This window comes from Gilliamella sp. B3023 (assembly GCF_026536845.1).
GTDB classification, from domain to species: Bacteria; Pseudomonadota; Gammaproteobacteria; order Enterobacterales; family Orbaceae; genus Gilliamella; species Gilliamella apicola_E.
The window spans coordinates 16,652-42,659 of record NZ_JAFNNH010000014.1; the positions used below are offsets into that span (position 1 = coordinate 16,652).

Here is a 26,008-nt window from a genome sequence, read left to right on the forward strand (position 1 = left end):
GCAGTTTATATAAATATAATAAGGAGATAAAAATGAGAGTATCGTCAATTGCTATGCTAGTTACTTTCGGATTAGCAAGCTCAGCCGCTCTGGCGCATAGTGCCGACCAAATTATCATCCGTGGTGGTCCTGTCTATGTTCATCCTCAAGATAAAAGTGATCATGTTAAAGTAGGTGGTGCAAAGAGTGATCTTAAGGCTAAAGCCGATAATGACACGCAACTAGGCCTGAATTTTCAATATATGATTACTGATAATTTTGCTATTGAATTATTAGGTGCCACACCTTTTAGTCATCAAGTGAAACTTGGCGGTGGTAATTCTACTGGTTTATCCGGTGCTCATTTAGGAAAAATTAAACATTTACCACCAACATTGAGCGCACTGTGGTATCCGCTTGATAGTAGCTATGAGTTCCAACCTTATGTTGGCCTTGGTGTTAACTATACTTTCTTTTTTGATGAAAAACTTAGTGGTGAAGCTAAGAAAGCAGGCTTTCATGGTTTAGACTTGGATAATTCCTGGGGCTGGGCTGCACAAGTGGGTGCTGATTATTCTTTAGATGAGAATTGGCTGATTAACGCGCAAGTCCGTTATATCGATATTGAAACTAAAGCTAAAACTCATTTAGGTAATACTAAAGTCACGGCAAAATACGAACTCGATCCTTGGGTTGTGATGCTCGGTGTCGGTTACAAGTTTTAATTATAAAAAAACCTCTCATATGAGAGGTTTTTTATTGATGTTCTTAAAGACTTTTTATTGCTTCATACTGCTCTTGTAATTTAGCTTTGTCAGCAACATAGCCTTGTTGTTTTTCTTTCTCTTTAGCCACTACAGCTGCTGGTGCTTTATCAACAAAGCTGGCATTGGAAAGCTTGTTATCAATACGTGCAATTTCGCCTTCAATGCGAGCTATTTCTTTTTGAAGTCGAGCTAGCTCATCATCTTTATTGATCAAACCAGCCATTGGAATAAGTAGCTCTGCACCATCAACCAATTTGGTTACCGATAATGGCCCTGCTTCACCTTCATCTAACAAGACAATTTCTGATAATCTTGCTAAAGACTCTATAAAGGTGACATTGTCACTAATAATACGATGCACCGTCGGTGATGCTTTTCTGATCAATAATTGTAACGGTTTGCTTGGCGCAATATTCATTTCAGCACGAATATTACGAACAGCGATAACGGCATCTTTAATCCAATTGATATCAGCAACTGCTTCATTATCAACTAATTTGCTATCAAAGGCTGGCATTGGTTGTAACATAATAGTATCTGCTTTAATGGCCATTAATGGTTTTACACTTTGCCAAATAGCTTCAGTTATAAATGGAATGATTGGATGAGCCAAACGCAAGAGTGCTTCAAGGACTGTTACTAACGTATGACGAGCTGCTCGTTGTTGATTTTGCTCGCCATTAGCTAATACTGATTTGGTTAATTCCAAATACCAGTCACAGAACTGATTCCAAGTAAATTCATATAAGATATTAGCCGCTAAATCGAAACGATAAGTATCAAATGCTTCGCGGTATGTTTTCACCGTTTGATTAAACTCCGCTAAGATCCATTTATCCGCTAATGAATACTCTAAATCACCACCTTTAAATCCACAATCGTGATCTTGAGTGTTCATTAATACATAACGGCTAGCATTCCATAGTTTATTACAGAAATTACGATAACCTTCTAAACGTTTTAGATCCCAATTAATATCACGACCAGTGGACGCCAGTGCCGCTAAAGTAAAACGTAATGCATCGGTACCGTGGGCTTCAATGCCATTAGGGAACTGTTTTTCAGTACGTTTGGCAATTTTTTCAGCAAGCTGTGGTTGCATCATGTTACCAGTACGTTTTTCTAATAAATCGGCAAGTGATATCCCATCAATCATATCTAAAGGATCAATAACATTCCCTTTAGATTTTGACATTTTTTGCCCTTCTTCATCACGAATCAAGCCAGTTACATAAACTGTTTTAAAAGGTACTTGAGGTTTGCCATGTTCATCTTTGATGAAATGCATCGTCATCATAATCATTCTTGCGACCCAGAAGAAGATGATATCAAAACCAGTTACAAGAACATTCGTTGGATGGAAAGTCGCTAAATCATCGGTCTTTTCTGGCCAACCTAAGGTTGAGAATGTCCACAGCGCTGATGAGAACCAAGTATCAAGTACATCATCATCTTGTGATAACTCGATATCAGCAGATAGACCGTTTTCACGGCGAACTTCAGCTTCGTCACGACCAACATAGACATTACCTTGATTATCATACCAAGCCGGAATTCGGTGTCCCCACCATAATTGGCGCGAAATACACCAATCTTGGATGTCATTCATCCATGAAAAATACATGTTTTCGTACTGTTTAGGTACAAATTGAATATCGCCATTTTTTACGGCAGCTATTGCTGGTTCAGCTAAGACTTTAGCGCGAACATACCACTGATCGGTTAACATTGGTTCAATGACCACGCCACCACGATCACCATAAGGAATGGTGAGATCATGTGGTTCAATTTTTTCTAAAATACCTTGAGCTTCACACTCTGCAACAACTAATTTACGTGCAGCAAAGCGTTCTAAATTTTGGAATTGTGTCGGAATCTCAGTTGAGTAAGCGGTGCTTGACTCACCATTAGTATCAAATACTTCTGCTTGCGTACGAATCTCACCATCAAAGGTAAAGATATTAATCATCGGTAGTTGATGACGACGCCCTACTTCATAGTCATTAAAGTCATGAGCAGGTGTGATTTTTACACACCCCGTACCTTTTGTCATATCCGCATGTTCATCGCCAACAATAGGAATACGACGATTGACAAAAGGTAATATAACAAATTTACCAATGAGATCTTTATAACGAGGATCTTCAGGATTAACCGCCACACCAGTATCACCAAATAGTGTCTCAGGACGAGTCGTTGCGACAACAAGATAATCTTTACCATCTGCCGTTTTTGCACCATCCGCTAATGGGTAGCGCAAATGCCACATTGATCCTTTAACTTCACGATTTTCAACTTCAAGATCTGAAATTGCTGTGCGTAATTTTGGGTCCCAATTCACTAAGCGTTTACCGCGATAAATCAAATCTTCTTGATAAAGTCTTACAAAAACCTCTTTAACAGCATTAGAAAGGCCTTCATCCATCGTAAAACGTTCACGATCCCAATCAACAGAATCACCTAAACGTCTCATCTGCTTAGTAATACTTCCACCTGATTCAGCTTTCCATTGCCAAATTTTTTCAATAAAGGCATCTCGACCATAATCATGGCGAGTTTTATTTTCTTCAGCGGCAATTTTACGTTCTACCACCATTTGGGTAGCAATACCTGCATGGTCAGTACCTGATTGCCAAAGCGTGTTATTACCTTGCATACGGTGATAGCGAATTAATGCATCCATAATAGTTTGTTGAAATGCATGTCCCATATGCAAACTACCCGTTACGTTTGGCGGTGGAATAGCAATGCAATAACTAGGCTGAGATTTGTCACCATTAGGCTTAAAGTAACCACTTTCTTCCCAATGTTGATAGATAGGTTGTTCGATTTCTTGTGGATTATAAGTCGTATTTTTCATAATAAAGGCATCAATCCTAATTCAAGGCATAAAAATGGCTATTATTCTACAGTAAAAAGACATAACAATAAATTGCTAGACGAATAAAGTCGTTGATTAAATCGATTTTCCTAGACGGTAGGAATATGGTAAACAAAAGATCGCTTGTCGATAAGCGATCTTTTATCTCAATAAATGGATTGTTAATGATGATAAATAAAATTATCGATCAATCTAGTTTTACCAATATAAACCGCTAAAGCGCATAGACTATCTTGCTTTAATACATCAACATTGGTTAACGTTGCAAAATCAACAAATTCAATATAGTCAATTTTAGCTAATGGTTCATTATTTATCACGTTTTGCATGGCTTTTAAGATGGTCGCAACTGATTTTTCACCCGCTTTGATCATTTGCTTAGCCTGTTCAATTGAACGATATAAGCAAATAGCGGCTAGGCGTTCTTGTTCAGACAAATAGCTATTGCGCGAACTTTTAGCCAGTCCATCACTTTCACGCACAATCGGGCAACCAATAATTTCGATGGGAATATTGAGATCTTGTACCATTCGTTGAATGACGGCTAATTGTTGCGCATCTTTTTGTCCAAAATAGGCACGATCAGGTTGAGTAATATTAAATAGTTTGGTGACAACTGTACAAACACCTTTAAAATGTCCTGGTCGCTTTTTTCCACAAAGCGCATCAGTTAAACCATTAACATTGACATAGCTATTGAAATTCGCATCATACATTTCATCGGCGGACGGACAAAAAATCAAATCAACGCCCATTTGCTGACAGGCTTTTTTATCTCTTTCTAAATCACGCGGATAGCTAGCTAGGTCCTCTTTAGGACCAAACTGCATTGGATTAACAAATATTGTAACAATCACTCTTTGATTATCTTTTTTAGCACTAGCCATTAAGCTTTGATGACCTTCATGCAGATACCCCATGGTCGGCACTAAACCAATACTTTCGCCATTGTTACGCCATGATTTAACCTGATCGCGAACTTCATCGATAGTGGTTATAACTTTCATGTTTATTATCCTTCCAAGCTAGTTTGAAAATTCAGATTTGAGTTTGGTCATGATCTCATCATCAATAGCAAACTCATGAATAGGTGCAGGAAATTGTTGCTGTTTAACTTCTTGGCAATAATCCGCAAATGCCTGTTTCATTTGATCACCCATTGGGGCAAAAGATTTAACAAATTTGGACGATACACCATCATACATAGATAACATATCTTGATAGACTAAAACTTGCCCATCACAACCATGACCAGCGCCAATCCCAATAGTAGGAACGCTAACAAGTTCAGTTATAAATTTAGCTAAATCAGCAGGTACACATTCGAGTAAAATTGCCGCAGCGCCTGCCTGTTCAACAGCTAAAGCATCTAAAATAATCGCTTTTGCTGCTTGATAATTTTTACCTTGTACTTTGTAACCACCTAATGCTAATACTGATTGTGGCATTAAGCCAATATGGGCAATGACAGGAATTGAGGCTTGAGCGATCATCTTAATATGCTCACAAAATGCTTGTCCACCTTCAAGCTTCACCGCCTGAGCATTCCCTTCTTGTATCAATCGTCCAGCATTATGCACGGCATCATAAACAGATGCATGGTAAGACATAAACGGTAAATCGGTTACAACCAATGCTTTTTTAGCGCCCCTGGCCACGGCTTTAGAGTGATGGATCATATCGTCCATAGTGACTGATACTGTGCTTTCATAACCCAGCATAACCATACCTAATGAATCACCCACTAATAAACAGTCGACACCGCTATCATCCATCAATTTTGCTGTCGTATAGTCATACGCGGTTAGCATGGTGATCTTTTCTTGATTTTGTTTGCGTTGTTGTAAAGTCAAAATTGTATTTTTCAAGGTAACAGCTCCATTTCTAATTGATGATAATCCCTATCCGGATGTTTTTGACGACTGATATTAACTAATATTGTCGATAGTTGTTGATATAACGGTTTAATATCATTCGGTAAGTTGGCAAGATGTTGTTTTATCGTTTTGATATCATTTCGTTCAACAGGACCAGTTAATGCTTCGATTGGTCCTACATTACAAATATTTTTAGCATTATCTAAAAACAGTGTATGCCATGCTTGTTGGCAAAAACTGCTATCTAATCCACATTTTTCTAGCATATCACTGCCCACTTGAGCTAATGCGACTACATGATTACTCAACATCACACAAGCTGCATGATAAAGCGCTTTATGCTCTGCTGATAATATCGCTATCGAATTACTCAAAGGCGACAATAATTTTTGTAATGCCGGTAATAGCGTTGGATCAGCTTCTAAAGTAAAAGATATTTTTTCCATGCTTTTATAGCTGGTGAAACGATCGTAGATAGCCGATAAAGGATGGAAAGAAAACGAGAGTGGATGAACAGTTTGTTGAATGGTGAATATTTGTGAAGTTAGTAAACCACTGCAATGACCAATCCATTTATCATTGATAGGTAACTGACTAAGTGACTGCCAAACCAGACTAATTTGACTATCTGGTACCGTTAAAAAAAGACAATCACAATCATCAACTAAACTTGGTAACGTTAAATAGGTTTTGCTCTCTGTAAAATCACTTGCGATTTGCGCTTGGTCCACATTACGACTATAAAAACCAGCAACTTGTAAGCCATTGTGTTTAAAATATTTAGCCAGCGTACAACCTACTTTACCCGCACCGATAAAACCAATATTCATCATAAATAACAAAATTTAAACAAAGCGGCATTATAGCCTAATTTGATTGAGATTCAATTTTTAACCCAAAAACAAGATAAGATTCAAGAACTACTCACTAATTAAACCTCAAAAACCCCGCTCCTCAACTTTTTTTCATTAATTTTAAAAAGCAATATATGCGATTCTGCAAGAACTACTCGCTAATTAAACCTCAAAAACCCCGTTCCTCAACTTTTTTTCATCAATTTTAAAAAGCAATATATGCGATTCTGCAAGAACTACTCGCTAATTAAACTTCAAAAACCCCGTTCCTCAACTTTTTTTATCAATTTTAAAAAGCCATGCACGCGATTGAGTAAGAATTACTTGCTAATTAAACCTCAAAAACCCCGCTCCTCAACTTTTTTTATCAATTTTAAAAAGCCATGCACGCGATTGAGTAAGAATTACTTGCTAATTAAACCTCAAAAACCCCGCTCCTCAACTTTTTTTTATTAATTTTAAAAAGCCATACACGCGATTGATAAAGATTAATAATAATCTGGAAAAGTTAAATATCGTCATCCCTGAATTATCATAATGCAATCCTATAAATAATAGATAACATATAATTTATTATTCTTTCCCAAATTATTTGCACATCTTTTTGATGAATTTGCATCTTCTTTTTTCTTAATCTTTTTTATCTTTCCTGTTTTCTGAATTAAGTTGTTTTTTACGTTTATCTTCTTCCAATTTTTTCTTTTGTTTTGATTCTTGTAGGTTTTTGAAAATATGATAAAAAATGACACCAACAGCCATGACGAATAGAAAAAAGATAAATATAGAAGGATCATCTCCATCGCCACCCCTTGAAGGGTGTCTAGAGGAATAATGCGTATGAATTCGTGGGGTATAATAACTTCTGTAAGCCCTAATCCCATACGCATTTTGTATCAGAGTAATAAAAAAAACTAAAGCTACTATTATTTTCGTTTTCATTATTTGTACATCCTTGTAAAGACCAAATTATCCTTAATCCAATCAATCTTAATCTTTTGATTATTTGATACTAAAAATCCTTTTAATTCTAAATACAATGCATCTTTCTACAACAAAAAAACGCAAAAGGAAGTTAAATTCAAGGTACACGTTTACAAGTAGCTTCAATATTAAATTCCATAAAGGTTCTTCTTGGATCACAATGTTCGTATTTTGTAAATGAACTTTCTTTTAATTCATCTTTTGAAATAAACTTATACTCAATTTCAGTTATAATATTATTGATTTGATCTATCGATTCACATTCAATTGCACCATTGAGTTTTGCGTAGTTATCATCAGGAGAAATAGGCGCAATAAACGCATAATATTTTGTTTCTACTTCGAACCCTTCTTCCTGTTTCTTAATAAACGCTACATAACCTGTATTATTGAGTGTATAAGATTGTATTCCTTTCAATTTTGAGTCGTAATAATGATAGCTTGTACCGCGACTATCGTCGACTTTACAATCCCAAGTTCCTTCTAGCATTTCAGCAGTAACTTTTTGTCGCTCTTGACAACCAACTAGAGTCAATAATGATATTGATAGCACCAATAAATTTTTAAACATTTTACTTCCTGTATAGAATTGGCTATTGTCTATTATAACAAACAATTTAATAAATTCTTCATTAATTTAATAAGTTAAACATAGCGACAATATTATTCATAGTTGTAATTTACATACAATAAAGCTTTGCCAACCTTCGACTAAGGTCTTTTTATAATTTGTGATGCTGATAGGATTTTGAAATTTTATTGAGCAGATTTTCCAGCTCCTGATGCCGTCTTTAGATAGTATTACTGATGCTAGAACTATCTTGCCACATCAGATATAGCCATTCCTTGTAATAATAAATTTATTGATAACAACCTTATTTTTATAAATTTAAGAACATAAAATTAGGATGGTTTTTAGGTTAAATCTAGCTTCTTTGTAGGTTTTATATCTTTATCGTGCTTGCGATTTTTATTGTTCTTCAATGGGGACAACGTCAATAATATCGCGATATACGCCAGCAAATTCAGGGTTTTGCTCTTGTGTTTAATATTCCACTGTTATTTTACAAAATTAAAAATACAACTTTGCGCCTTAATAAAGTTTGCATAATTAGGTAGTCAAGCATCCTGAAAGCGATGGTGAGATACGCGTTGGTATATAGACTTTTTACAAAAAGCAAAGCAGAAGAATTACAAATTCAATAAGGCCGAGTTTGTGAGTGGATTAATGGTTATACAAAGAAAACAGATTGTGAGATTAGCTATAAAAAAACCTTATAACAAAAATTCCTATAAGGTTTTTTTACTCAACAACGATGATTACCAAGCCACACAACTGCTTAAGAAATTATTGAAAGTATCGACTCTGAAACCAACAACGCCGGTACCTGATTCAACTACGTAATGATTATCGGGGCTATGGACGGTCGCAGCCCAATAATATGCGTCACCATAATCACTATCATAAACTATCCAATCACTATCCGGATAATATTCCCTGGTTACCTTACCCCATTCAGAGAATAAACCGCCAATCCATTCGGTAGTCGCACTGTTTCGGTAGCTAATCTTCCTTCGGTAAATTTCGCCAACCCCCGGTACTCCATTTTCCCAGTTAATTTGGTTGCCTGATGCGTCGACAGTACGATTAGAGTTTGTAAAATCCCATACTGCCGGTAGATTGTATCTACCATTTAAGGTGTTACAACGATCAGAACTAGCAACCCAACTTTCGGAAGGACCATCCGGGAAGGCGATCATCCAGCGTTGAATAAAAAATGAATAAAATGCATGAGTTTTGTTGCGATCGGCGTACAATTTAAAAATTGAAGGTACAAAAGTACCACCATTGGTTGCAGCTGAAGGCCCTTTTAAGGTCACTCGCAATTTTCCGTTATGCTCACTTAAGGCTAAATGTACCCCAGTTCCACCAAGAGATGAAACGTTAGTACCATTGATATCGATAACTTCAGCAACACTTAAGCCAGCAAGTTTAAGGTCGAAAAATAAGTTGTTAGATCCAATCGTTGGAAAATTGTTTCCCGGATTATCGGTATCATTTATCGTAAAGCCCTTACCTCTAACCCAAGTGTTATCTACATCACCTTCATTGTTAAGATTCGGTTGTGCATAACAAAATTTAACCCCAGAAGCGACTTTCGGGTACATATAATAAGCGTGTTGTTCGCCGATAAAAGAACTTTGGTTAGGAATACCATATTGCGTAGTGATCGTGCCATTGTCAGCAGATATCAATAACTTAAAAGGGGCATCACAAGGATCTAATACAGCATTTTGATTATTTTTAACAAAATTGGTTAGATCATTACCGTCACCGTCAGTCCAATTTACCAGTAAATCGCCAGTTATTACCGGGTTATTATCGCCGTCATCATCACCCCAAAAATTAGAATTGAGGATGACATCTTGAATCGGTAGTCGAGGGTAATTCGCGTTTTGCGAAGGCAATGTGACGATAGTTTTTATATCGGAGAACTTGACATCTTCGTTATCAAATTTAATCGGATGTTCAGTCGATGAGGTATCAGTATGCGCAGTGATTTCTTCACCATTGGGTAATGTGATTGACAACAAAGGGGATAGATACTCCGATTTGGTTTGTCCATTATCAAATGATACATAAGGTGGGTAACCTTCGATACTTTTTAAGGTGGATACCGAGATTGACGTAGCTGAATTAGATATAGTAAGCAAGCCTAAAGTTGATAGTAATATCTTTTTCTTTTTAAGAAGAAAATTGTATTTGAACATATTTTAGTCCTTTTTTGTTACAACTTGTTTTTTATTGTTTTTTTTATTGTATTTTGATCTTTCCTGATCTTTTCGAGAGTATAAATTAAAGATATTTGTTAATCAATTTGTTATACCTATCGTATTAGTCAGAGAAAATTAATCTTGGATATTTTTTGAACACAATCTAGAGGATTTGGATTTAACGCTACAGTGATGAAGAGAAACTACATAAATATTACAGGTATAATCGACTCAACTACTGGAATTCCCCATCTCTTTTACTGATAAATCTAGCAATGCTAGCTAATTAAGATCGGAATGGTTTTAAGATTAAAGCCTGCTTGTTTATAGGTTTTATACCTTTCACGGGCTAGCGATTTTTGTTGTTCTTCAATGGGGACAAAGTCAATAATATCGCGGTATACACCAGCAAATTCAGGGTATTGCTCTTGTAGATTGATAAGTAAGTGACGTGAACCATTGCTACTGCGCTTTTGTGGCCAACAGATTTCGACGGGTGATCCGCTTTTCAGGCCTTCGCCAGCTAGATTATGGGGAACAAAATTTTCAGTATCGAGTTGCCATAAATATTCATCAATACGTTCAGCTTGAGCTTGATCTTGACAGGCCACTAACACACGTTGCCGATTTTGCCATGCTTCAACAATTTTTTCACACGCTAGCTTTTCTTTGAATAAAACCCCGGCTTCATTGGCTGGGGTTGGGTTTTCAAGTAGATAAAATATCACTTTTTTCATGTGTTTACTCATTTTTGGTTAAGTAAGTATTGAATTAACATCGCGACTGGTCTGCCCGTAGCACCTTTGTTTGCACCCGATTTCCAAGCTGTTCCTGCAATATCAAGATGTGCCCATTGGTATTTTTCAGTAAAGCGAGATAGGAAACAAGCGGCTGTAATCGTTCCTCCATCTCGACCAGCAGCATTGACAATGTCAGCGCAGGTTGATTTGATTTGTTCTTGGAAATCACTATCAATCGGTAATGACCACGCTTTGTCTCCCGCTTGATTAGAGGATTTTACCAGTTGTTCAGTAAGCTCTGCGTTATTACCCATCACGCCAGTATAATGATGACCGAGTGCAATGATACAAGCACCAGTAAGTGTAGCAATGTCAATCACAGTCTTGGGTTGGAAACGTTCAACATAAGTTAAAGCATCGCATAATACTAAACGACCTTCTGCATCGGTATTAATGATTTCAACGGTGGTGCCCGACATGGTGGTTAAGATATCACCAGGACGGTATGAATTACCATCTGGCATGTTTTCACAACCAGCCATCACGCCAACTACGTTGATAGGTAGTTTTAATTCAGCCACAGCTTGCATTACACCAAACACAGTGGCAGCACCACACATATCATATTTCATTTCATCCATACCGGCTGAGGGTTTGATGGATATGCCACCTGAATCGAAGGTTAATCCTTTACCAACTAATACATATGGTTTGGCTTTTTTGTCTTTGGCACCATGATATTCTATGACCGTCATAATTGATTCGTTGGCTGAGCCTCGTCCAACCGCTAAATAAGCGTTCATATTGAGTTTAGCAAGCTCTTTTTCACCTAAGCATGTCACTTTCAAGCTTGAATGCTGTTTACCTAAACTTTTGCCCTGCTCTGCTAAGTATTTAGCATTGCCGATGTTAGATGGCATGTTGGCAATGTTTTTGGTACTGACAATAGCATTTGCAATAATTTGTCCTTGCGATAATTGACTTTCTACATGCTTGATTGTTTTTTTATCGCTATAAAGTAGCGTTACTTTTTGTAAGCTTGGTTTTTCTGATTTTGTTGATTTGAATTGGTCAAAACTATAGGTTAATTCGCTAGTAATTTGTGGTAGTTGTTTAGCAATTTCACCACTTATTGCAGGATTTAGAGTCAGAATGTCCCAACTTATATTTTTAACTTGTTTAGTTATTAACTCTTTTGTAGCTGCTTGTATCATTTTTTTTGCAGCGTTAATATCAAAATTTTTTGCTTGGCCACACCCTACAACTAATATTTTCGGAGAATTCGGGCTAGCGTATAAAAAGGTGGTTTTACCTAATTCGCAGTTAATGTCACCTGACTTGAGCAGCTGACTAATCATACCCTTGGTTGATTCATCTATATCCTTGATTAAACTAGTTTGTTTCTTGCCTAATTGGACAGTTACCACTAAACATTCTTCTTTTTGTAATGTGATTAATGAGCTGTTTTTGATTGAGTATTTCATAGCGTTCTCTTGTAAGATTTTTATGGTGAATAGTAACATTTTATCGGTTCATTAAACGATAGCAACAAAAAGATAACGAAACAACGCAAATCAGATTATAATAGTGCGATTTGATAAAACGGATAGATAGGTAAAAAAGTGATAATTCGCCGATATTTAATTAAAGAGACGATGAAAACACAAGGTGCAATACTGTTTATTTTATTGCTAATTTTCTTTTCTCAAAAATTAATCAGAATTTTATCCAGCGCTATTGATGGCAGTATTCCACGTGATTTGATTATGCCACTTTTAGTGTTAGGTGTGTCGAATATGGCTGATCTTATTTTGCCACTAAGTCTGTTTTTAGGTGTGCTTGTTACCTTTGGTCGGCTTTATTCGGACAGCGAGATGGTCGCAATGCATGCATGTGGGATTAAGAGAAGACTTAACTATCAGGTTGTGCTATTTCTGTGTGTGATCACCTGTATATTCACAGCACTCAATAGCCTTTGGTTTGGGCCTTGGTCTAGCGTGAGACAAGATCAGCTAGTCGAAAATGCCAAGATCAATCCAAGTTTAGCCGGTTTATTAGCTGGCCAATTTCAACAAACACCTGATGGCAACTCGGTAATTTATATTGGTAATGTTGATCATAATAAGCTAGATAACGTATTTATAGCCCAAATCAATCCGAAAAATGCTCAACGCCCTTCTATTATTATTGCTAATAAAGGGAAAACTGAAGAAGATAAAGATGGTAATCAAATCATCACACTTGAAAATGCAAATCGTTATGAAGGCACGGCACAATTAAAAGATTTTAGAATTTCAAATTTTCATAACTATTTAGGTATTATTAAACCTAAGGAGCTAGAAAGCAATGTTGATGATGATAAAGTGGATGTTCAGCAATTAGGATTGCTTGAGCTTCGTGAAAATCCAACACCGAAGGCTAATGCTGAATTTTATTGGCGATTGACGTTGATAATTTCGGTTCCTTTGATGGCTTTTTTAGTGATTCCATTGAGTGTGTCAAATCCAAGACAAGGAAGGCTTGCACAAATTTTACCAGCGTTACTGCTTTATTTAGTCTATTTTTTACTTTCTAGTTCGGTTAAAGCTAATGCTGGTAAAGGTCGCTTAGATCCCGCTTTGTGGTTTTATCTGATTAATCTAGGGTATTTTGTTCTGGCTTTGATTTTAAATTGTTGGGATAACTTATTTATGCGTAAACTTCGTTTAAAATTTATTGCGTCTTAAGGGGATAACGATGTTTTCGATTTTAGATCGCTATATTGGTAAAACTATTTTAAATACCATTGGCATTTGCTTATTTTTATTAATTAGTTTGTCAGGAATTATTCGTTTTATTGACCAACTTAGAAAAATCAAAGTTGATTATGATGCCTTGTCAGTTGGTTTTTATTCTTTGCTAATGGTACCTAAAGATATAGAAATATTTTTCCCTATGGCAGCACTTTTAGGCGGGTTAATCGGTTTAGGGATTTTAGCTTCAAGAAGCGAGCTTATTGTGATGGAAACTTCAGGCTTTAGCCGTTTTAAAATTGCATTAGCTGTGATGAAAACTGCTCTCCCTTTAGTGCTTATAACAATGGCAATTGGTGAATGGGTTGCTCCTATCAGTGAACAAACCGCTCGTAATATGCGCTCAGAAAAGCTTTATGGTAATTCTTTATTAGCTCAACAAGGTAGTTTATGGGCGAAAGATGGTAATGATTATATCTATATCGACCATGTTAATAATGATAGTTCTATCTCAAATATTGATATTTATAAAGTTGATAAAAATAAATTACTATCGATTACTCATGCTGATAGCGGAGTGTTTGAAAATGGAAGTTGGACGTTATCACAAATCGAGATGAATGATTTAACCAATCCACAACAAATAACTGGCACAAACTCACTTACTATGCAATGGAAAACTAATATCACACCTGATAAGTTGAGTATTGTAGCTTTTGACCCTGATTCATTGTCAGCATCAGGACTCTATCAATATTCGCAATATTTGAAAAATTCGGGCCAAGATACAAAATATTATGATTTGTTATTTTGGAAAAAGCTGATTAAACCCGTTTCAGTTGCAGTGATGTTGTTGTTGGCCTTATCTTTCATTTTTGGACCATTACGAAGTGTATCTATGGGTATTAGGGTGATTATAGGTATTACTTTTGGCTTTATCTTTTATATCGCCGATAATCTTTTTGCTCAAGCCAGTATTGTGATGGGTATTTACCCTATCGTTGGCTCCATGATAACTAGCTTTGTGTTTTTGTTAATCAGTTATATTTTATTTAAAAGAAAAAATTAAATTATAGCTTTGATCTCCTACGATATTGGCATATAAACTTGATAAGTTATATGCCAATTTCATCCGCAATATTCTTCAAAATTTCCTTTACGTATACCAATTAAGTTAAACAATGATTTTGTAGGCTTCAGGCTAAGGTTGATTGGTTTAGTTCGCACCCTTTATTTAAATAAAGGATGCGTAAGATTAATTTATTTAAACAATTTTAAGTAGTCGCCATAGCCTTGAGCTTCTAATTCTTCTTTTGGTATGAACTTTAGCGCTGCTGAATTGATACAGTAGCGCAATCCTCCTAAAGCTGCGGGCTCATCATTAAATACATGACCAAGATGTGAATCAGCTTCTAATGAGCGGACTTCTATCCTACGCATTCCATGGCTGTTATCTTCCTTTTCAACAATTTGTTGCTGTTTAATCGGTTTAGAGAAACTTGGCCAACCACAGCCTGAATCAAACTTATCTAGTGAGGTAAACAGTGGTTCACCAGAGACGATATCAACGTAGATCCCATCGCGGTGGTTAGCGTTATATTGATTATCAAATGGAGGTTCTGTACCATTTTGCTGCGTAACATGATATTGCATTGGTGTTAGTGCTGATATAGCTTTATCTTTCATTGATTTGTTCATGTTGTATCTGCCTCACGTTATAAATGTGATATAAATAAACGTTTAAATTTGTGTTAATCATTGCTACTTAACATTGATTGCAATACTTTATCTTTAACCCAAAAATAGTGGTACAACGCACCTAATACATGAAATATAACTAAAATAGCTAGTACATAAGAACTAATCAAATGTAATGAATGAAACATTTGGTGATATGGCATATCAATAGCAGGGATCGATATTAAACCAAATATATTAAGGTCCCTTCCACTCATTAAATACCCCGATAATGGCGTAATTAGCAGTAAAAGGTAGATCACTCCTTGAGTGGATTTTGACAAAATTCGTTGCAGTTTTTTGTCTTTCGGTAAGACATCAGGCACACCTTGACTGCGGATCACCATAATTCGCCATATTGTTAATAGCAAAACAAGCACTCCAAAGGATTTATGTAATAAATAGACTATTGCCATTCCATCTAATATATGTGACATTGTCACTTTAATTAAAAGGAGCATGGTTACTATTATGACAAGTAAAGCCGATGTCCAATGAATCCATTTTTGTTTACTGCTATATTGCGGGTACTTTTGCATATTTACTCACTTTTGGTTGTTGACTTATCTTGCCAGTTATCTGCAATAAAATTAGCTCGTCCAGATAATTGATAATAACGGTTATAATTTTCTGGCTGTTTTTTATAGTAATCTTGGTGATACGCTTCGGCGGGATAAAATATTGCTGCCGGTTCTATAGCAACATCAATCGGATGATTAAATCGTTTGCTTTCTTCAAGCGCTTGTTTAGATGTGATCGCTTGCTGTTGTTGTAATTTGTTATGATAAAATATTACTGGACGATAAGAATCGCCACGATCGGCAAATTGTCCTTGCGAATCTGTCGGGTCAATTTGTTGCCAAAAAATATCCAGTAATTTTTTATAGCTGATCATCGTTGGATCAAAGGTAATTTGCACCGCTTCTGTATGGCCTGTGTTGCCTTGGCAAACTTGTTGATAAGTTGGATTTTCCGTATGACCACCAGTGTAACCTGAGATCACATTAATAACGCCTTCATATTTGTCGAAAGGTTTTACCATACACCAGAAACATCCACCTGCAAATGTTGCTTGTTCATATTGTTGCATAAAAACCTCCAATTAACTTACATTAACAGAAACGATCTTTATAAAAAATACAACACTTACTTTGCTTTTTAAATGATGTGTTCATATTACTTGAAACTGGTCAAATAAGCACCATATTATTCATCTAATATAAATTTTTAGGAGGTGTAATTATGGCTAGTGGCTGGGCATCTGACGATGCCGTTAACCAACAGATCGAAAGTACAATCACAGATGCTATCGAAATCGCCAGACGCCAACTAAAACACGATAAACCCAGTGCCGAGTTTTGTGTTGAATGTGGCGACGCTATTGCAAAAGCCAGACAAATTGCTTTACCAGGTGTGCAATACTGTTTAGCTTGCCAACAAGAAATAGATAAGCAATTGGCAAAATCTGCAATATTATATAATCGACGTGGTAGTAAAGATAGCCAACTAAGATAACAAGCTCTTAATAAGGGGATTGAGTAAAACTCCTTCCCCTTTTATATTTTTCTTTCCTCAATTATTCTTTATTTTTTGAATTACGGACTTCATCATAAGGGTAAACTAATAATTTACCATCAAACCATTCTGCACAAAAAACTTCATCAATATCTTTATAACCTTGTTTTTTGATTTCATTCTTAAGCCATGTTTCACTTTTGTGGAGTTGTTCAAGGTTGTCTTGACTAATAGCGCCATTTTCAATCACCAGTACTGCGATATCTTTATCTCCTTTCTTGATAATGGTTAAAGATCCATTTAATTCGTACCACACTTGTTTTAATTCACTAAATGCGCAAATTCCTTGAATATTGATTAGCGTTTCAAAATCTCTAACAGGTAAATTCGCTTTTTTGAAATTTTCAGAGATTAGATTGCCATTTTTGATTAATTGTATAGGTTCACCATCAATAGCATCTCGGAGTTTTGAATTTTTAGATTTGATAAATCGCACTAAGATAAGAAGACCTGCCCAAATCGCCACAGCTCCAGCGGCTTCCCACGCAGAAACATTAGCATTAAGTAATGTTCCACCTACCAATGCACCAATAACCATGCTACCAACCTGATCCAACTGTGACATCGGTGCGATTTGGCTTTTTCCTGATAATTTGACATAAATAAGTAAAATGATAAGTGCAATTAAAAATTTTGGTGCCATTTCAAGTAAATACATTCCTGCCTCCAAGTGTAGATCCAATCTAAACGACCATTGCTTAGCTATCTGGTCTAATCGGATAAATAAAAGATGTATTACGAATTAACTAAATTTTTATTTATTTGAAATCAATGACTACTTGTTTTTTAATAGAGATTAGAAAGTTTAATACGAGAGCATTGTTATTCTACTCCAAAAAGGATTTTAAAAAAATGATACTTGCAATAGATGTTTACTATTTAAATGATAAGGCAAAAACTGTTGGCATTTTATTTGAGCAATTTACTGATGGTATCAATGAGATAAAATCTGTTATCAATGATTATCAATCGAATGTTCTGCCTTATCAATCAGGCCAATTTTATAAACGTGAATTACCTTGTATATTAGCATTATTGTCTCAGGTTGATCTCAATTCGATTGATGTGATTATAGTCGATGGTTATGTTCATTTGAATGGTGGTAATCTTGGTTTAGGTGGTCATCTTTATGAAGCACTGGATAAAAAGATACCTATTATCGGCGTTACAAAAAAATCTTTTACAGATAATAAACAATATGCCATTGAAGTAATGCGTGGTAAAAGTAATAATCCAATCTATATAACATCATTAGGAATGTTACTTAAAGAGGCAGCAAATCATATTCAATCAATGGCTGGCAAATATCGCATACCAGATTTACTGACCTATTTGGATCAACAAACTAAGTTGTTTAAATTCGAATAATACAATAAAAATGGTTAAACAGGTTTATGTTATTAATTCACCTAAATACTATTGATATAGATTTTAATATAGTCTTCATATTAGTCATTTAATATTAATAATTTGAACCAAAGAGTTTATATATTGACTATCTTTCGTTTATCTCTTTTTTTACTTAAGTTGTTTATTAGAACGCTAGAATTTTGAAGCCAAACTTTTATGTAATATATTTAAGATGTTTCTTAGATCTTTTACATCTAGCTGCCCTGGTGCAGATGCATTTTTTGCTGCACCAAAAGTGAGGTCTGACCCAAAAGTTTCACCTGCAATTCGGCTAATCGCACCTGTTCCAGCCATTGCCATAGTAATTAGTGGTTTACGTGCATATTTGTCTTTCATTTCAGCTGTTGCAGCAAGTAAGTTAATTACATCTTCACGCGAACGTGGCATTACGGCAATTTTAGGAATATCTACACCAAGATCCTGCATTTTGCGTAATCTTGCTACAATTTCATCTTTTGGCGGAGTCTTATCAAAGTCATGATTGGAGGCTATCACTAAAACGTTATGCTGATGAGCTAACTGGACAATTTCTTCAACATATTTGTCACCAGTGAAAACTTCGATATCGACAAGATCAATTAAACTACTTTTTATCATCTGTTTATTAAGGTTGATATAAAATTCAATCGTAGCAGGATAAACTCCGCCTTCATTAGCGGTACGGAATGTAAATAAAATGGGTTTGTAGCCAATGATTGTTTGTAATTTATTTGCTGTTTGTTTTACTTTTTCAACATCATCAACTTTTTGAAAATGGTCTACTCTCCATTCAACCATATCAAAGTCAATTTTTGTCAAAAATTCAGTTTCATTAACTAATTCTTCTTCTGTTTTTCCTACAATTGGAACAATAATTTTAGGCGCTCCAACACCAATATCTAAACCTTTAACTGTAATTTTTGACATCTATCCACCAATTTATCTTTTCTACTCTCTTAATTTACTGAGAGAATAGTCTGTAGTTATAAATAATTTTAATAAGTTAACTAAAATTTTTAATCATTAAAGCCCATTTTTTCTTTAACATAATCAATTGGAGCTTCTTTTCCTGTCCAAATTTTAATTTGTGCATGACCTTGCCATAACATCATACCGATACCGTTTAACGTTTTACAACCTTGCGATTCGGCTATTTCTAATAATTTTGTTTTACGTGGACTGTAAATACAATCGGTTACGACGAGATCTTTTCTTAGCATAGTTGGATCGGTAATTAAGCTTTTTCCTTCTGACGGCTTCATACCAATACCAGTAGCATTGCATAATACTGCACTTTCAGCAATTTCCTGACGTAATTTTGAGTGATCAGCTAAATCATAAACTACTGCTTCACAGTCAGTTTTTGCATTTATTCGGTTAACTATTTCTACAATTTTGTCAAAGCATTCATCTTTTTGATTAAAAATTGAAATCTTTTTAACGCCATCTAATGCGGCTTGTACGGCAATAGCACTTGCAGCACCGCCTCCACCAAGTAAAGTCAACTTTTTACCTATAACATCAACACCCGCCTCTTTTAATGAGCGCATATATCCTATTCCATCAGTATTATATCCGGTTAATACTCCATCATCATTTGAAATGGTATTACAGGCTCCAATAAGCTCTACTGCTGGTGTTAATTTATCTAAATATTGGCACACGAGTTGTTTATTCGGCATTGAAACAGCACTACCGCGTAAACCTAATGCACGTAAGCCTTTTATAGCATCAGGTAATTTTTCTTGCGTCACTTCAAAAGCTAAATAGACATAGGGAATATCTAATTTAGAGTAAATTATATTTTGCATTTTTGGTGATAAGCTGTGCCGAATTGGATATGCCATTAATCCAATTAATAAAAAGTGTCCATCAATATTAGCTCTCATGCTTCTCTCCAATTATTAATGATTAAAATTCAGCGAGTTTTTTAAGTAATCTTTTCGTATCTTATAGATACATTTTTGCTCATTCAATTGGAGAATGACTCAATAAAAATTCATCATCACTACGCTAAATTGAAATTGGCATTTCATGTAAAGATTTTAGTAATGTTATTACCTCAATACCACCTCGCTCGGTGATAATTGATAATTCTTGCTTAATAAAGTAACTCCTAACTGTTATTAAGCTTTTCTCAAATTATATAATCGCATTTGATAATTCTTAGATGTTTTTTCAAACCTAGGATTAATACTAAAAACACCAACATTAAGCCATAAAAAACACGAAAATCAACGATAAATACTTTCCAGTATTATTTTGATATTTAAGATAACTTTCTAAAAATTCTAGGCTTACTAATTTACCATTTTTTTACTTTAAATTACTTATCATCGTAAAGCACCTTATCGTGATAAGGTGCTTTTTTAGTATTGCTGAAAGTAATTAAATTTTATTCATATCAATAACTTTTTTGAAACGTGAATAAACAATTAATCCTAATATGACACTTGATAATGCAACAACTAGATCGACTAAGATAGCATAGCTAACATTGATTAATGCTAACTTAGGGACTATTAGGGGAATGACAATAAATGATAAACCACTGAAAGTATACATTGTTCCAACTGCAAACCCTTTACGATCAGGAAATAGCTGCTGCATAACAACTAAGGTGAGTTGTAATATACCTCCTGCTGCTGTTAATCCCATTCCTATTGCCACAATTAAACTCATTGTAGGATTAAGATTAAATAAAAACATTAATAAAGTTAATGCAGAAAGTAACGGCAATATAATAATGCAATAAATTGGTTTTATGAATTTTTTAACAATATAGGCTGTTGTAAACACAGAAATTATTGATGCAGTACTATAATAACTGATCAATTGTTTAGAAGCGATTGGTTCCATTCCTATACCTTTCTCTGCAATCGCAGGTAGCCATTGTAAAATGATGACAAAGGTTGCAGTGGTGGTGAAGCCCATAATTATTAATAAAATACCTTCAAAGAAAATATTCGGTTTACCAATGAAATAGTCACTATGGCCTTCATTGCCACAAATAACTGTATTTTTGGAAGGAAATGTTCTTGGCGCTAAAAGTAAAAAATTAATAATGATAAAAGTAACAAAACCGATGAAAGCATAGCCATACCATAAATCATAAGCATGAAAGAATGTAACAATGAATGGTAAGACTAACGTTCCTATTGAAATAAATGCTTTAATTAAAACACTTGCAGTACCTGCCGAACGAGGAAAGCATTCGGTTAAAGCAGGCATGGAGCCGGTATCTAAAAATGAGTTTCCAGCACCAATAAACATAGCCAAACAAAATGCAACATGTATATTGTGACAAAAGAGAGTCCCAACGAAAAAGATAATATAACAAGACATGCCCATAAGGATAAATGGTTTGCGTCCAAATTTATCAGATAGTATTCCTCCAATAAACATTAATAATATTTTTCCATATCCTATTCCTGATGCAACGTAACCAATACCTATAACATCATCAGTTTTTAATTGTGCAGAAATTTCGACAGAAAATTGCATAATTACTATTAAAGCGATACTTTGAATAATGTAATTAGCATAGATAGAGCCAGCTATCGAATATGAGCTGTGATTACTCATTAGTTAATACTCCAATACAAATTTAAAAATCTTATAAAATTAACTGGCTCAATATTAGCGGTAAAAGTATCTGAATAAAAGGAAAAATAATCTTTGAAATAGTTTTATTAATTAATTATTGTTAATTTAGATAAATTTTTTAAATAATCATCTCAGAATTGAAAAATGGAGGAGCATTTTTTAAAAGATTATAAAAAATTGAATATTTCTAGCTATGAAAAAAATCTAGATAGTTTATTTGTAATACGAATTGAGTAATGAATTTCAATGATAAATTTGATTGAGGATAATGATTGAAAAAAAATTGGAGCGGGAAACGAGGTTCGAACTCGCGACCTCAACCTTGGCAAGGTTGCGCTCTACCAACTGAGCTATTCCCGCTTACAAAAAAAAGTGTTTTTAATGGTGCCCGGGGCGAGACTTGAACTCGCACGGCCAAAAAGGCCGAGGGATTTTAAATCCCTTGTGTCTACCGATTTCACCACCCGGGCTCAAAACTTATTACCGAAAGGTAACTGCGTTTTGGATGCTGTGCATTTTACCTATCTTAAAATTTACGTCAATAAAAAAATTAAAATAATTGTCTAACTGCTCAATGTTTGTCACATTTAAGGAAATTTTAATCAATTCCCTTAAAATTTGGATTTAATATAAATAAAAATTTTGGCTAATGTTTTGTTACTAATTAGACGCTGAAAGATGATCCACAACCACAGGTTGTAGTTGCGTTTGGGTTATCAACAACAAAACGAGAACCCTGCAATCCTTCAATATAGTCTATAGTGCCTCCAACAAGATATTGTAAACTCATAGGGTCAATAATAAGTGAGACACCATTTTTTTCGATCGCCAGATCATCTTCATTTACTTTTTCATCAAATGTGAAACCATACTGGAATCCACTACAACCACCACCAGTGATATAGACTCTTAATTTAAGATTTGGATTTTCTTCTTCCGTTACTAAAGTTTTTACCTTGTTTGCAGCAGCATCAGTAAAATTAATGGGTAACGCATCGCTCATTTTATTCTCCTACTTTAAGTACTGATATATTATATACTCTTGAAAAAATAAAATACAAAATGAAAACATCAATTAGTTAAATTTGTAATAGCTTGCTTGAATTTAAGTTAATTTTATGAATAAATACGACAACAATTACTATAAAGAAGACCATAATTATGCTTAAAACATTTAAATCTGAAATACTTTACCGCGAAGCAATGGCTTTTATGCCAGGTGGTGTTAATTCACCTGTACGTGCTTTTAATGGAGTTGGTGGTACGCCATTATTTATAGAGAAAGCTAATGGTGCTTATATTTATGATGTTGATGAAAAAGCTTATATTGATTATGTCGGATCTTGGGGACCTATGATTTTAGGTCATAATGACCCTGATGTTGCCAATGCAGTTATTAACGCTGTTCGTAATGGTTTGAGTTATGGTGCGCCAACCGAAATCGAAACAAAAATGGCTAACCTAGTTACACAATTAATTCCATCAATAGAAATGTTACGTATGGTGAATTCAGGCACTGAGGCAACTATGAGTGCAATTCGCCTTGCACGAGGCTATACAGGACGTGACAAAATAATCAAATTTGAAGGTTGTTACCATGGACATGCTGACTATTTGCTTGTTAAAGCCGGTTCTGGTGCGCTCACTTTTGGGCACCCTACTTCACCGGGTGTGCCTGAGGATTTTGTTAAACATACATTAGTTTGTGATTATAACGATTTAGAATCAGTAAAAAAACAATTTGAGCAATATCCTAATGAAATTGCTGCAATTATTATTGAACCTGTGGCAGGCAATATGAATTGTGTCCCAGCTAAAAATTCGTTTTTACAAGGATTAAGAAGCTTGTGTGATACTTACGGGGCTTTATTAATTATTGATGAGGTGATGACTGGGTTTAGGGTTTCACTTGGCGGAGCTCAAGAGTATTATGATTTAGTTCCTGATTTGACTTGCTTAGGTAAGATTATAGGTGGCGGTATGCCTGTAGGTGCTTTTGGCGGGCGTGCTGAAATTATGCAACAATTAGCACCAACTGGACCAATTTATCAAGCAGGAACACTTTCAGGGAATCCTGTTGCTATGGCAGCAGGTTATGCCACGTTGACAAAGTTAATGGATGTTGGTATTTATTCAGAGTTAGAAGAAAAAACTGCCTCACTAGTTAATGGCCTATATGCAGAAGCAAAACGATATAATATTCCGTTTGTGGTTAATCATGCTGGAGGAATGTTTGGATTTTTCTTTACAAATGCTCTAGAAGTGAGCAGTTATAAGGATGTAATGAATTGTGATGTTGAATTATTCAAGAAATTCTATCATCATATGCTCGCCGAAGGGGTTTACTTTGCGCCTTCAGCTTTCGAAGCAGGTTTCATGTCACTTATGCACACAGATAAAGAAATCGATCATACGATTGATGCAACAAGTCGTTTTTTTAAAAACATAAGTTAATTTGATAAAATATAGTAAATTATACCCATAGCGATTAAAATTTTAACTATTAACATAGGTAATAAATTTATGGTTAATCCTTTAAAAGAAGGTGAAAAAGCACCTCAATTTTCTCTGCCTGATCAGGATGGTGAGCTAATTAGTTCAAAAGATTTCAAAGGTCAGCGTATTTTGCTCTATTTCTATCCGAAAGCGATGACTCCTGGTTGTACAGTACAAGCTTGCAATTTACGAGACAGTGCTGACGATTTTAAGAAATATAATGTAGTTGTTATTGGTATTAGTACGGATAAACCTGAAAAACTGTCGCGTTTTGTTGATAAAGAATTGTTGAATTTTACTCTACTTTCAGATGAGGATCATAAAACCTCTGAAGCGTTTGGTGTTTGGGGCGAAAAAGAGTTTATGGGAAAAACTTATGACGGTATCCATCGTATAAGCTTTTTGATTGGTAAAGATGGTAAGATCGAGAAAGTCTTTGATGACTTCAAAACGACCAACCATCACACTGTGGTTTTAGATTATCTTAAGAACCATAGTTAACACTTCTAATTAAAGCAGATTATATTTTCATTAATCTGCTTTTTTTTCACTTTTAATATTATTAATCTCTTCAAGATTTGGCCAAGCATTTATAATCGCTTTAACTAAAGTTGCTAACGGTATAGCAAAAAATACGCCCCAAAATCCCCATAACCCGCCAAAAATGATAACAGCTACAATAATCACTAAAGGATGCAAGTTAAGTTTTTCAGAGAAAAGATAAGGAACCAATAAATTGCCATCAAGAGCCTGAATAAGGATATAAAAGAACATTAAATATCCAAATTGTGCAGTTACCCCCCATTGGAAAAGTGCAATTAGGACAATAGGGATACTTGAAATAATAATACCAATGTAAGGAATAAGTACTGAAACACCAACTAACACTGCTAACAATAATCCATAATCTAAACCAAAATACCAAAATGGAATATAGACACAGGCAGTTAAAATAATGATGTGTAAAACATTACCGACTATGTAATTAGATATTTGTTGATCCATCTCTGTAGCTACTTTGTTTAATATTGTTCGATTTTTTGGTAATATTTTCGAACAATATCCCCATATCTTAGATTTATCTTTCAATAAGAAAAACATAATAATCGGAACTAATACCGCATTTATAGCAACAGAAACTAAGCTAAACAGTGAGCTAATTGAAAACTGGAGCAATGAGTTACCTGTTTGCATAACTTTATTAGTTATACCTTGGAGTATTGAGTCAAATAGACCAACATCGATAAGCTCCGGATAATGTTCAGGCAATGATGTGATGAATTTATTTACAAAATTCAACATATTTGGAATATTTGTTATTAAACTAACACCTTGTTGCCAAATCAATGGTAACAAAATCATAATTCCGGTTAAGCCGACAAACATAAATACAAATAGTACAATAACAACAGCTAATGTGTGAGGAACTCTCTTTTGTTGTAAATACTTAACCGGTCTATCTAGTAGATAAGATAAAACAATAGCAATCAAAATAGGCAGTAAAATTTTATTGAAAAAATAGATGATAAAAAATAAAACAATGATAACAATCATTAACGAAACCACATGAGGATCGCTAAAGCGTTTTTTGTACCATTCAATAAACAATTTTAACATCT

At 34.9% G+C, this 26,008-nt stretch carries 25 protein-coding genes and 2 tRNA genes; 7 read left to right on the plus strand and 20 right to left on the minus strand.

The annotated features are described in order from the left end of the window. Window positions 1–32 precede the first annotated feature (32 nt). Entirely contained in the window at window positions 33–704 is a 672-nt protein-coding gene (locus J3U16_RS08805; protein ID WP_267330290.1) for an OmpW/AlkL family protein, read from the plus strand. Between the two features lie 43 nt (window positions 705–747). On the opposite strand, the gene J3U16_RS08810 is transcribed toward J3U16_RS08805, so the two are convergent. The 9 genes from J3U16_RS08810 to J3U16_RS08850 form a co-directional block, all read right to left on the minus strand. Continuing rightward, window positions 748–3,606, minus strand: coding sequence for a valine--tRNA ligase (locus tag J3U16_RS08810; protein ID WP_267330289.1), 2,859 nt, complete (start codon window positions 3,604–3,606; stop codon window positions 748–750). 182 nt (window positions 3,607–3,788) lie between these two features. Next, entirely contained in the window at window positions 3,789–4,634 is an 846-nt protein-coding gene (gene panC / locus J3U16_RS08815; RefSeq protein ID WP_065734184.1) for a pantoate--beta-alanine ligase, read from the minus strand. A gap of 18 nt (window positions 4,635–4,652) precedes the next feature. Continuing rightward, on the minus strand, window positions 4,653–5,495 hold the full coding sequence (gene panB / locus J3U16_RS08820; RefSeq protein WP_065563502.1) for a 3-methyl-2-oxobutanoate hydroxymethyltransferase: 843 nt from the start codon (window positions 5,493–5,495) through the stop codon (window positions 4,653–4,655). Further along, entirely contained in the window at window positions 5,492–6,337 is an 846-nt protein-coding gene (locus J3U16_RS08825) for a Rossmann-like and DUF2520 domain-containing protein (RefSeq protein WP_267342899.1), read from the minus strand. Before J3U16_RS08825 ends, panB begins: the two co-directional genes overlap by 4 nt. 651 nt (window positions 6,338–6,988) lie before the next feature. Beyond that, on the minus strand, window positions 6,989–7,297 hold the full coding sequence (locus J3U16_RS08830; RefSeq protein ID WP_267336902.1) for a hypothetical protein: 309 nt from the start codon (window positions 7,295–7,297) through the stop codon (window positions 6,989–6,991). A gap of 139 nt (window positions 7,298–7,436) precedes the next feature. Next, window positions 7,437–7,955 carry a hypothetical protein gene (locus tag J3U16_RS08835; RefSeq protein WP_267342900.1) on the minus strand — a complete coding sequence of 173 codons (519 nt, stop codon included), beginning with the start codon at window positions 7,953–7,955 and terminating at the stop codon, window positions 7,437–7,439. 704 nt (window positions 7,956–8,659) lie between these two features. Continuing rightward, window positions 8,660–10,111, minus strand: coding sequence for a hypothetical protein (locus tag J3U16_RS08840; RefSeq protein ID WP_267342901.1), 1,452 nt, complete (start codon window positions 10,109–10,111; stop codon window positions 8,660–8,662). A 281-nt stretch (window positions 10,112–10,392) separates the two neighbouring features. Continuing rightward, complete coding sequence (locus J3U16_RS08845) at window positions 10,393–10,851, minus strand: DNA polymerase III subunit chi (RefSeq protein ID WP_065734189.1); 459 nt, start codon at window positions 10,849–10,851, stop codon at window positions 10,393–10,395. Between the two features lie 8 nt (window positions 10,852–10,859). Beyond that, the gene (locus J3U16_RS08850) at window positions 10,860–12,338 is read right to left on the minus strand and encodes a leucyl aminopeptidase (protein ID WP_267342903.1); all 1,479 of its coding nucleotides are present in this window, start codon (window positions 12,336–12,338) and stop codon (window positions 10,860–10,862) included. A 138-nt stretch (window positions 12,339–12,476) separates the two neighbouring features. On the opposite strand from J3U16_RS08850, the gene lptF reads away from it, so the two are divergent. Beyond that, complete coding sequence (gene lptF, locus J3U16_RS08855; protein WP_267342904.1) at window positions 12,477–13,580, plus strand: LPS export ABC transporter permease LptF; 1,104 nt, start codon at window positions 12,477–12,479, stop codon at window positions 13,578–13,580. A 10-nt stretch (window positions 13,581–13,590) separates the two neighbouring features. Next, a complete protein-coding gene (gene lptG / locus J3U16_RS08860) occupies window positions 13,591–14,655 on the plus strand; it encodes an LPS export ABC transporter permease LptG (protein ID WP_220226138.1) in 1,065 nt (354 codons plus the stop codon). A 191-nt stretch (window positions 14,656–14,846) separates the two neighbouring features. Here lptG and msrB read toward each other — a convergent pair whose 3' ends face one another. Genes msrB through msrA form a run of 3 tightly spaced genes read right to left on the minus strand, consistent with a single transcriptional unit; the run spans window position 14,847 to window position 16,413 of the window. Continuing rightward, window positions 14,847–15,284 carry a peptide-methionine (R)-S-oxide reductase MsrB gene (gene msrB, locus J3U16_RS08865; RefSeq protein ID WP_267342906.1) on the minus strand — a complete coding sequence of 146 codons (438 nt, stop codon included), beginning with the start codon at window positions 15,282–15,284 and terminating at the stop codon, window positions 14,847–14,849. Window positions 15,285–15,337: 53 nt separating this feature from the next. Next, a complete protein-coding gene (locus tag J3U16_RS08870) occupies window positions 15,338–15,862 on the minus strand; it encodes a cytochrome b (RefSeq protein WP_267342907.1) in 525 nt (174 codons plus the stop codon). A gap of 2 nt (window positions 15,863–15,864) precedes the next feature. Next, window positions 15,865–16,413 carry a peptide-methionine (S)-S-oxide reductase MsrA gene (gene msrA, locus J3U16_RS08875; protein ID WP_267342908.1) on the minus strand — a complete coding sequence of 183 codons (549 nt, stop codon included), beginning with the start codon at window positions 16,411–16,413 and terminating at the stop codon, window positions 15,865–15,867. Window positions 16,414–16,565: 152 nt separating this feature from the next. Here msrA and J3U16_RS08880 point away from each other — a divergent pair, with 152 nt between their 5' ends. Then, complete coding sequence (locus tag J3U16_RS08880) at window positions 16,566–16,838, plus strand: DksA/TraR family C4-type zinc finger protein (RefSeq protein ID WP_220226142.1); 273 nt, start codon at window positions 16,566–16,568, stop codon at window positions 16,836–16,838. 61 nt (window positions 16,839–16,899) lie between these two features. Here the strand turns inward: J3U16_RS08880 and J3U16_RS08885 are convergent, their stop codons facing one another. After that, window positions 16,900–17,556: a DUF421 domain-containing protein gene (locus J3U16_RS08885; RefSeq protein WP_065562497.1), complete on the minus strand. Its 657-nt coding sequence runs from the start codon at window positions 17,554–17,556 to the stop codon at window positions 16,900–16,902. Window positions 17,557–17,750: 194 nt separating this feature from the next. Here J3U16_RS08885 and J3U16_RS08890 point away from each other — a divergent pair, with 194 nt between their 5' ends. Next, a complete protein-coding gene (locus J3U16_RS08890) occupies window positions 17,751–18,266 on the plus strand; it encodes an endonuclease V (RefSeq protein WP_267342909.1) in 516 nt (171 codons plus the stop codon). Window positions 18,267–18,440: 174 nt separating this feature from the next. Here the strand turns inward: J3U16_RS08890 and aroD are convergent, their stop codons facing one another. The 6 genes from aroD to erpA all read right to left on the minus strand — a co-directional run bounded on the left by aroD (window position 18,441) and on the right by erpA (window position 22,896). Continuing rightward, on the minus strand, window positions 18,441–19,214 hold the full coding sequence (aroD, locus tag J3U16_RS08895) for a type I 3-dehydroquinate dehydratase (RefSeq protein ID WP_267342910.1): 774 nt from the start codon (window positions 19,212–19,214) through the stop codon (window positions 18,441–18,443). 89 nt (window positions 19,215–19,303) lie between these two features. Beyond that, entirely contained in the window at window positions 19,304–20,176 is an 873-nt protein-coding gene (locus tag J3U16_RS08900; protein WP_220226146.1) for a shikimate dehydrogenase, read from the minus strand. Window positions 20,177–20,675: 499 nt separating this feature from the next. Beyond that, window positions 20,676–21,872, minus strand: a complete 1,197-nt coding sequence (locus J3U16_RS08905; protein ID WP_065734198.1) for an MFS transporter — start codon at window positions 21,870–21,872, stop codon at window positions 20,676–20,678. A gap of 305 nt (window positions 21,873–22,177) precedes the next feature. After that, window positions 22,178–22,253 (minus strand) — tRNA-Gly (locus J3U16_RS08910). A 22-nt stretch (window positions 22,254–22,275) separates the two neighbouring features. After that, window positions 22,276–22,363, minus strand: a tRNA-Leu gene (locus J3U16_RS08915). Window positions 22,364–22,557: 194 nt separating this feature from the next. Then, on the minus strand, window positions 22,558–22,896 hold the full coding sequence (erpA, locus tag J3U16_RS08920) for an iron-sulfur cluster insertion protein ErpA (RefSeq protein WP_065734199.1): 339 nt from the start codon (window positions 22,894–22,896) through the stop codon (window positions 22,558–22,560). A gap of 158 nt (window positions 22,897–23,054) precedes the next feature. Between erpA and hemL the strand changes: the two genes are divergently transcribed. Together hemL and bcp are read left to right on the plus strand one after the other, a co-directional pair. Further along, window positions 23,055–24,347, plus strand: a complete 1,293-nt coding sequence (gene hemL / locus J3U16_RS08925) for a glutamate-1-semialdehyde 2,1-aminomutase (protein WP_267342911.1) — start codon at window positions 23,055–23,057, stop codon at window positions 24,345–24,347. A 69-nt stretch (window positions 24,348–24,416) separates the two neighbouring features. Beyond that, on the plus strand, window positions 24,417–24,890 hold the full coding sequence (gene bcp / locus J3U16_RS08930) for a thioredoxin-dependent thiol peroxidase (RefSeq protein ID WP_065562491.1): 474 nt from the start codon (window positions 24,417–24,419) through the stop codon (window positions 24,888–24,890). A gap of 30 nt (window positions 24,891–24,920) precedes the next feature. Here the strand turns inward: bcp and J3U16_RS08935 are convergent, their stop codons facing one another. Continuing rightward, on the minus strand, window positions 24,921–26,006 hold the full coding sequence (locus J3U16_RS08935) for an AI-2E family transporter (RefSeq protein WP_065562490.1): 1,086 nt from the start codon (window positions 26,004–26,006) through the stop codon (window positions 24,921–24,923). Window positions 26,007–26,008: the final 2 nt, after the last annotated feature.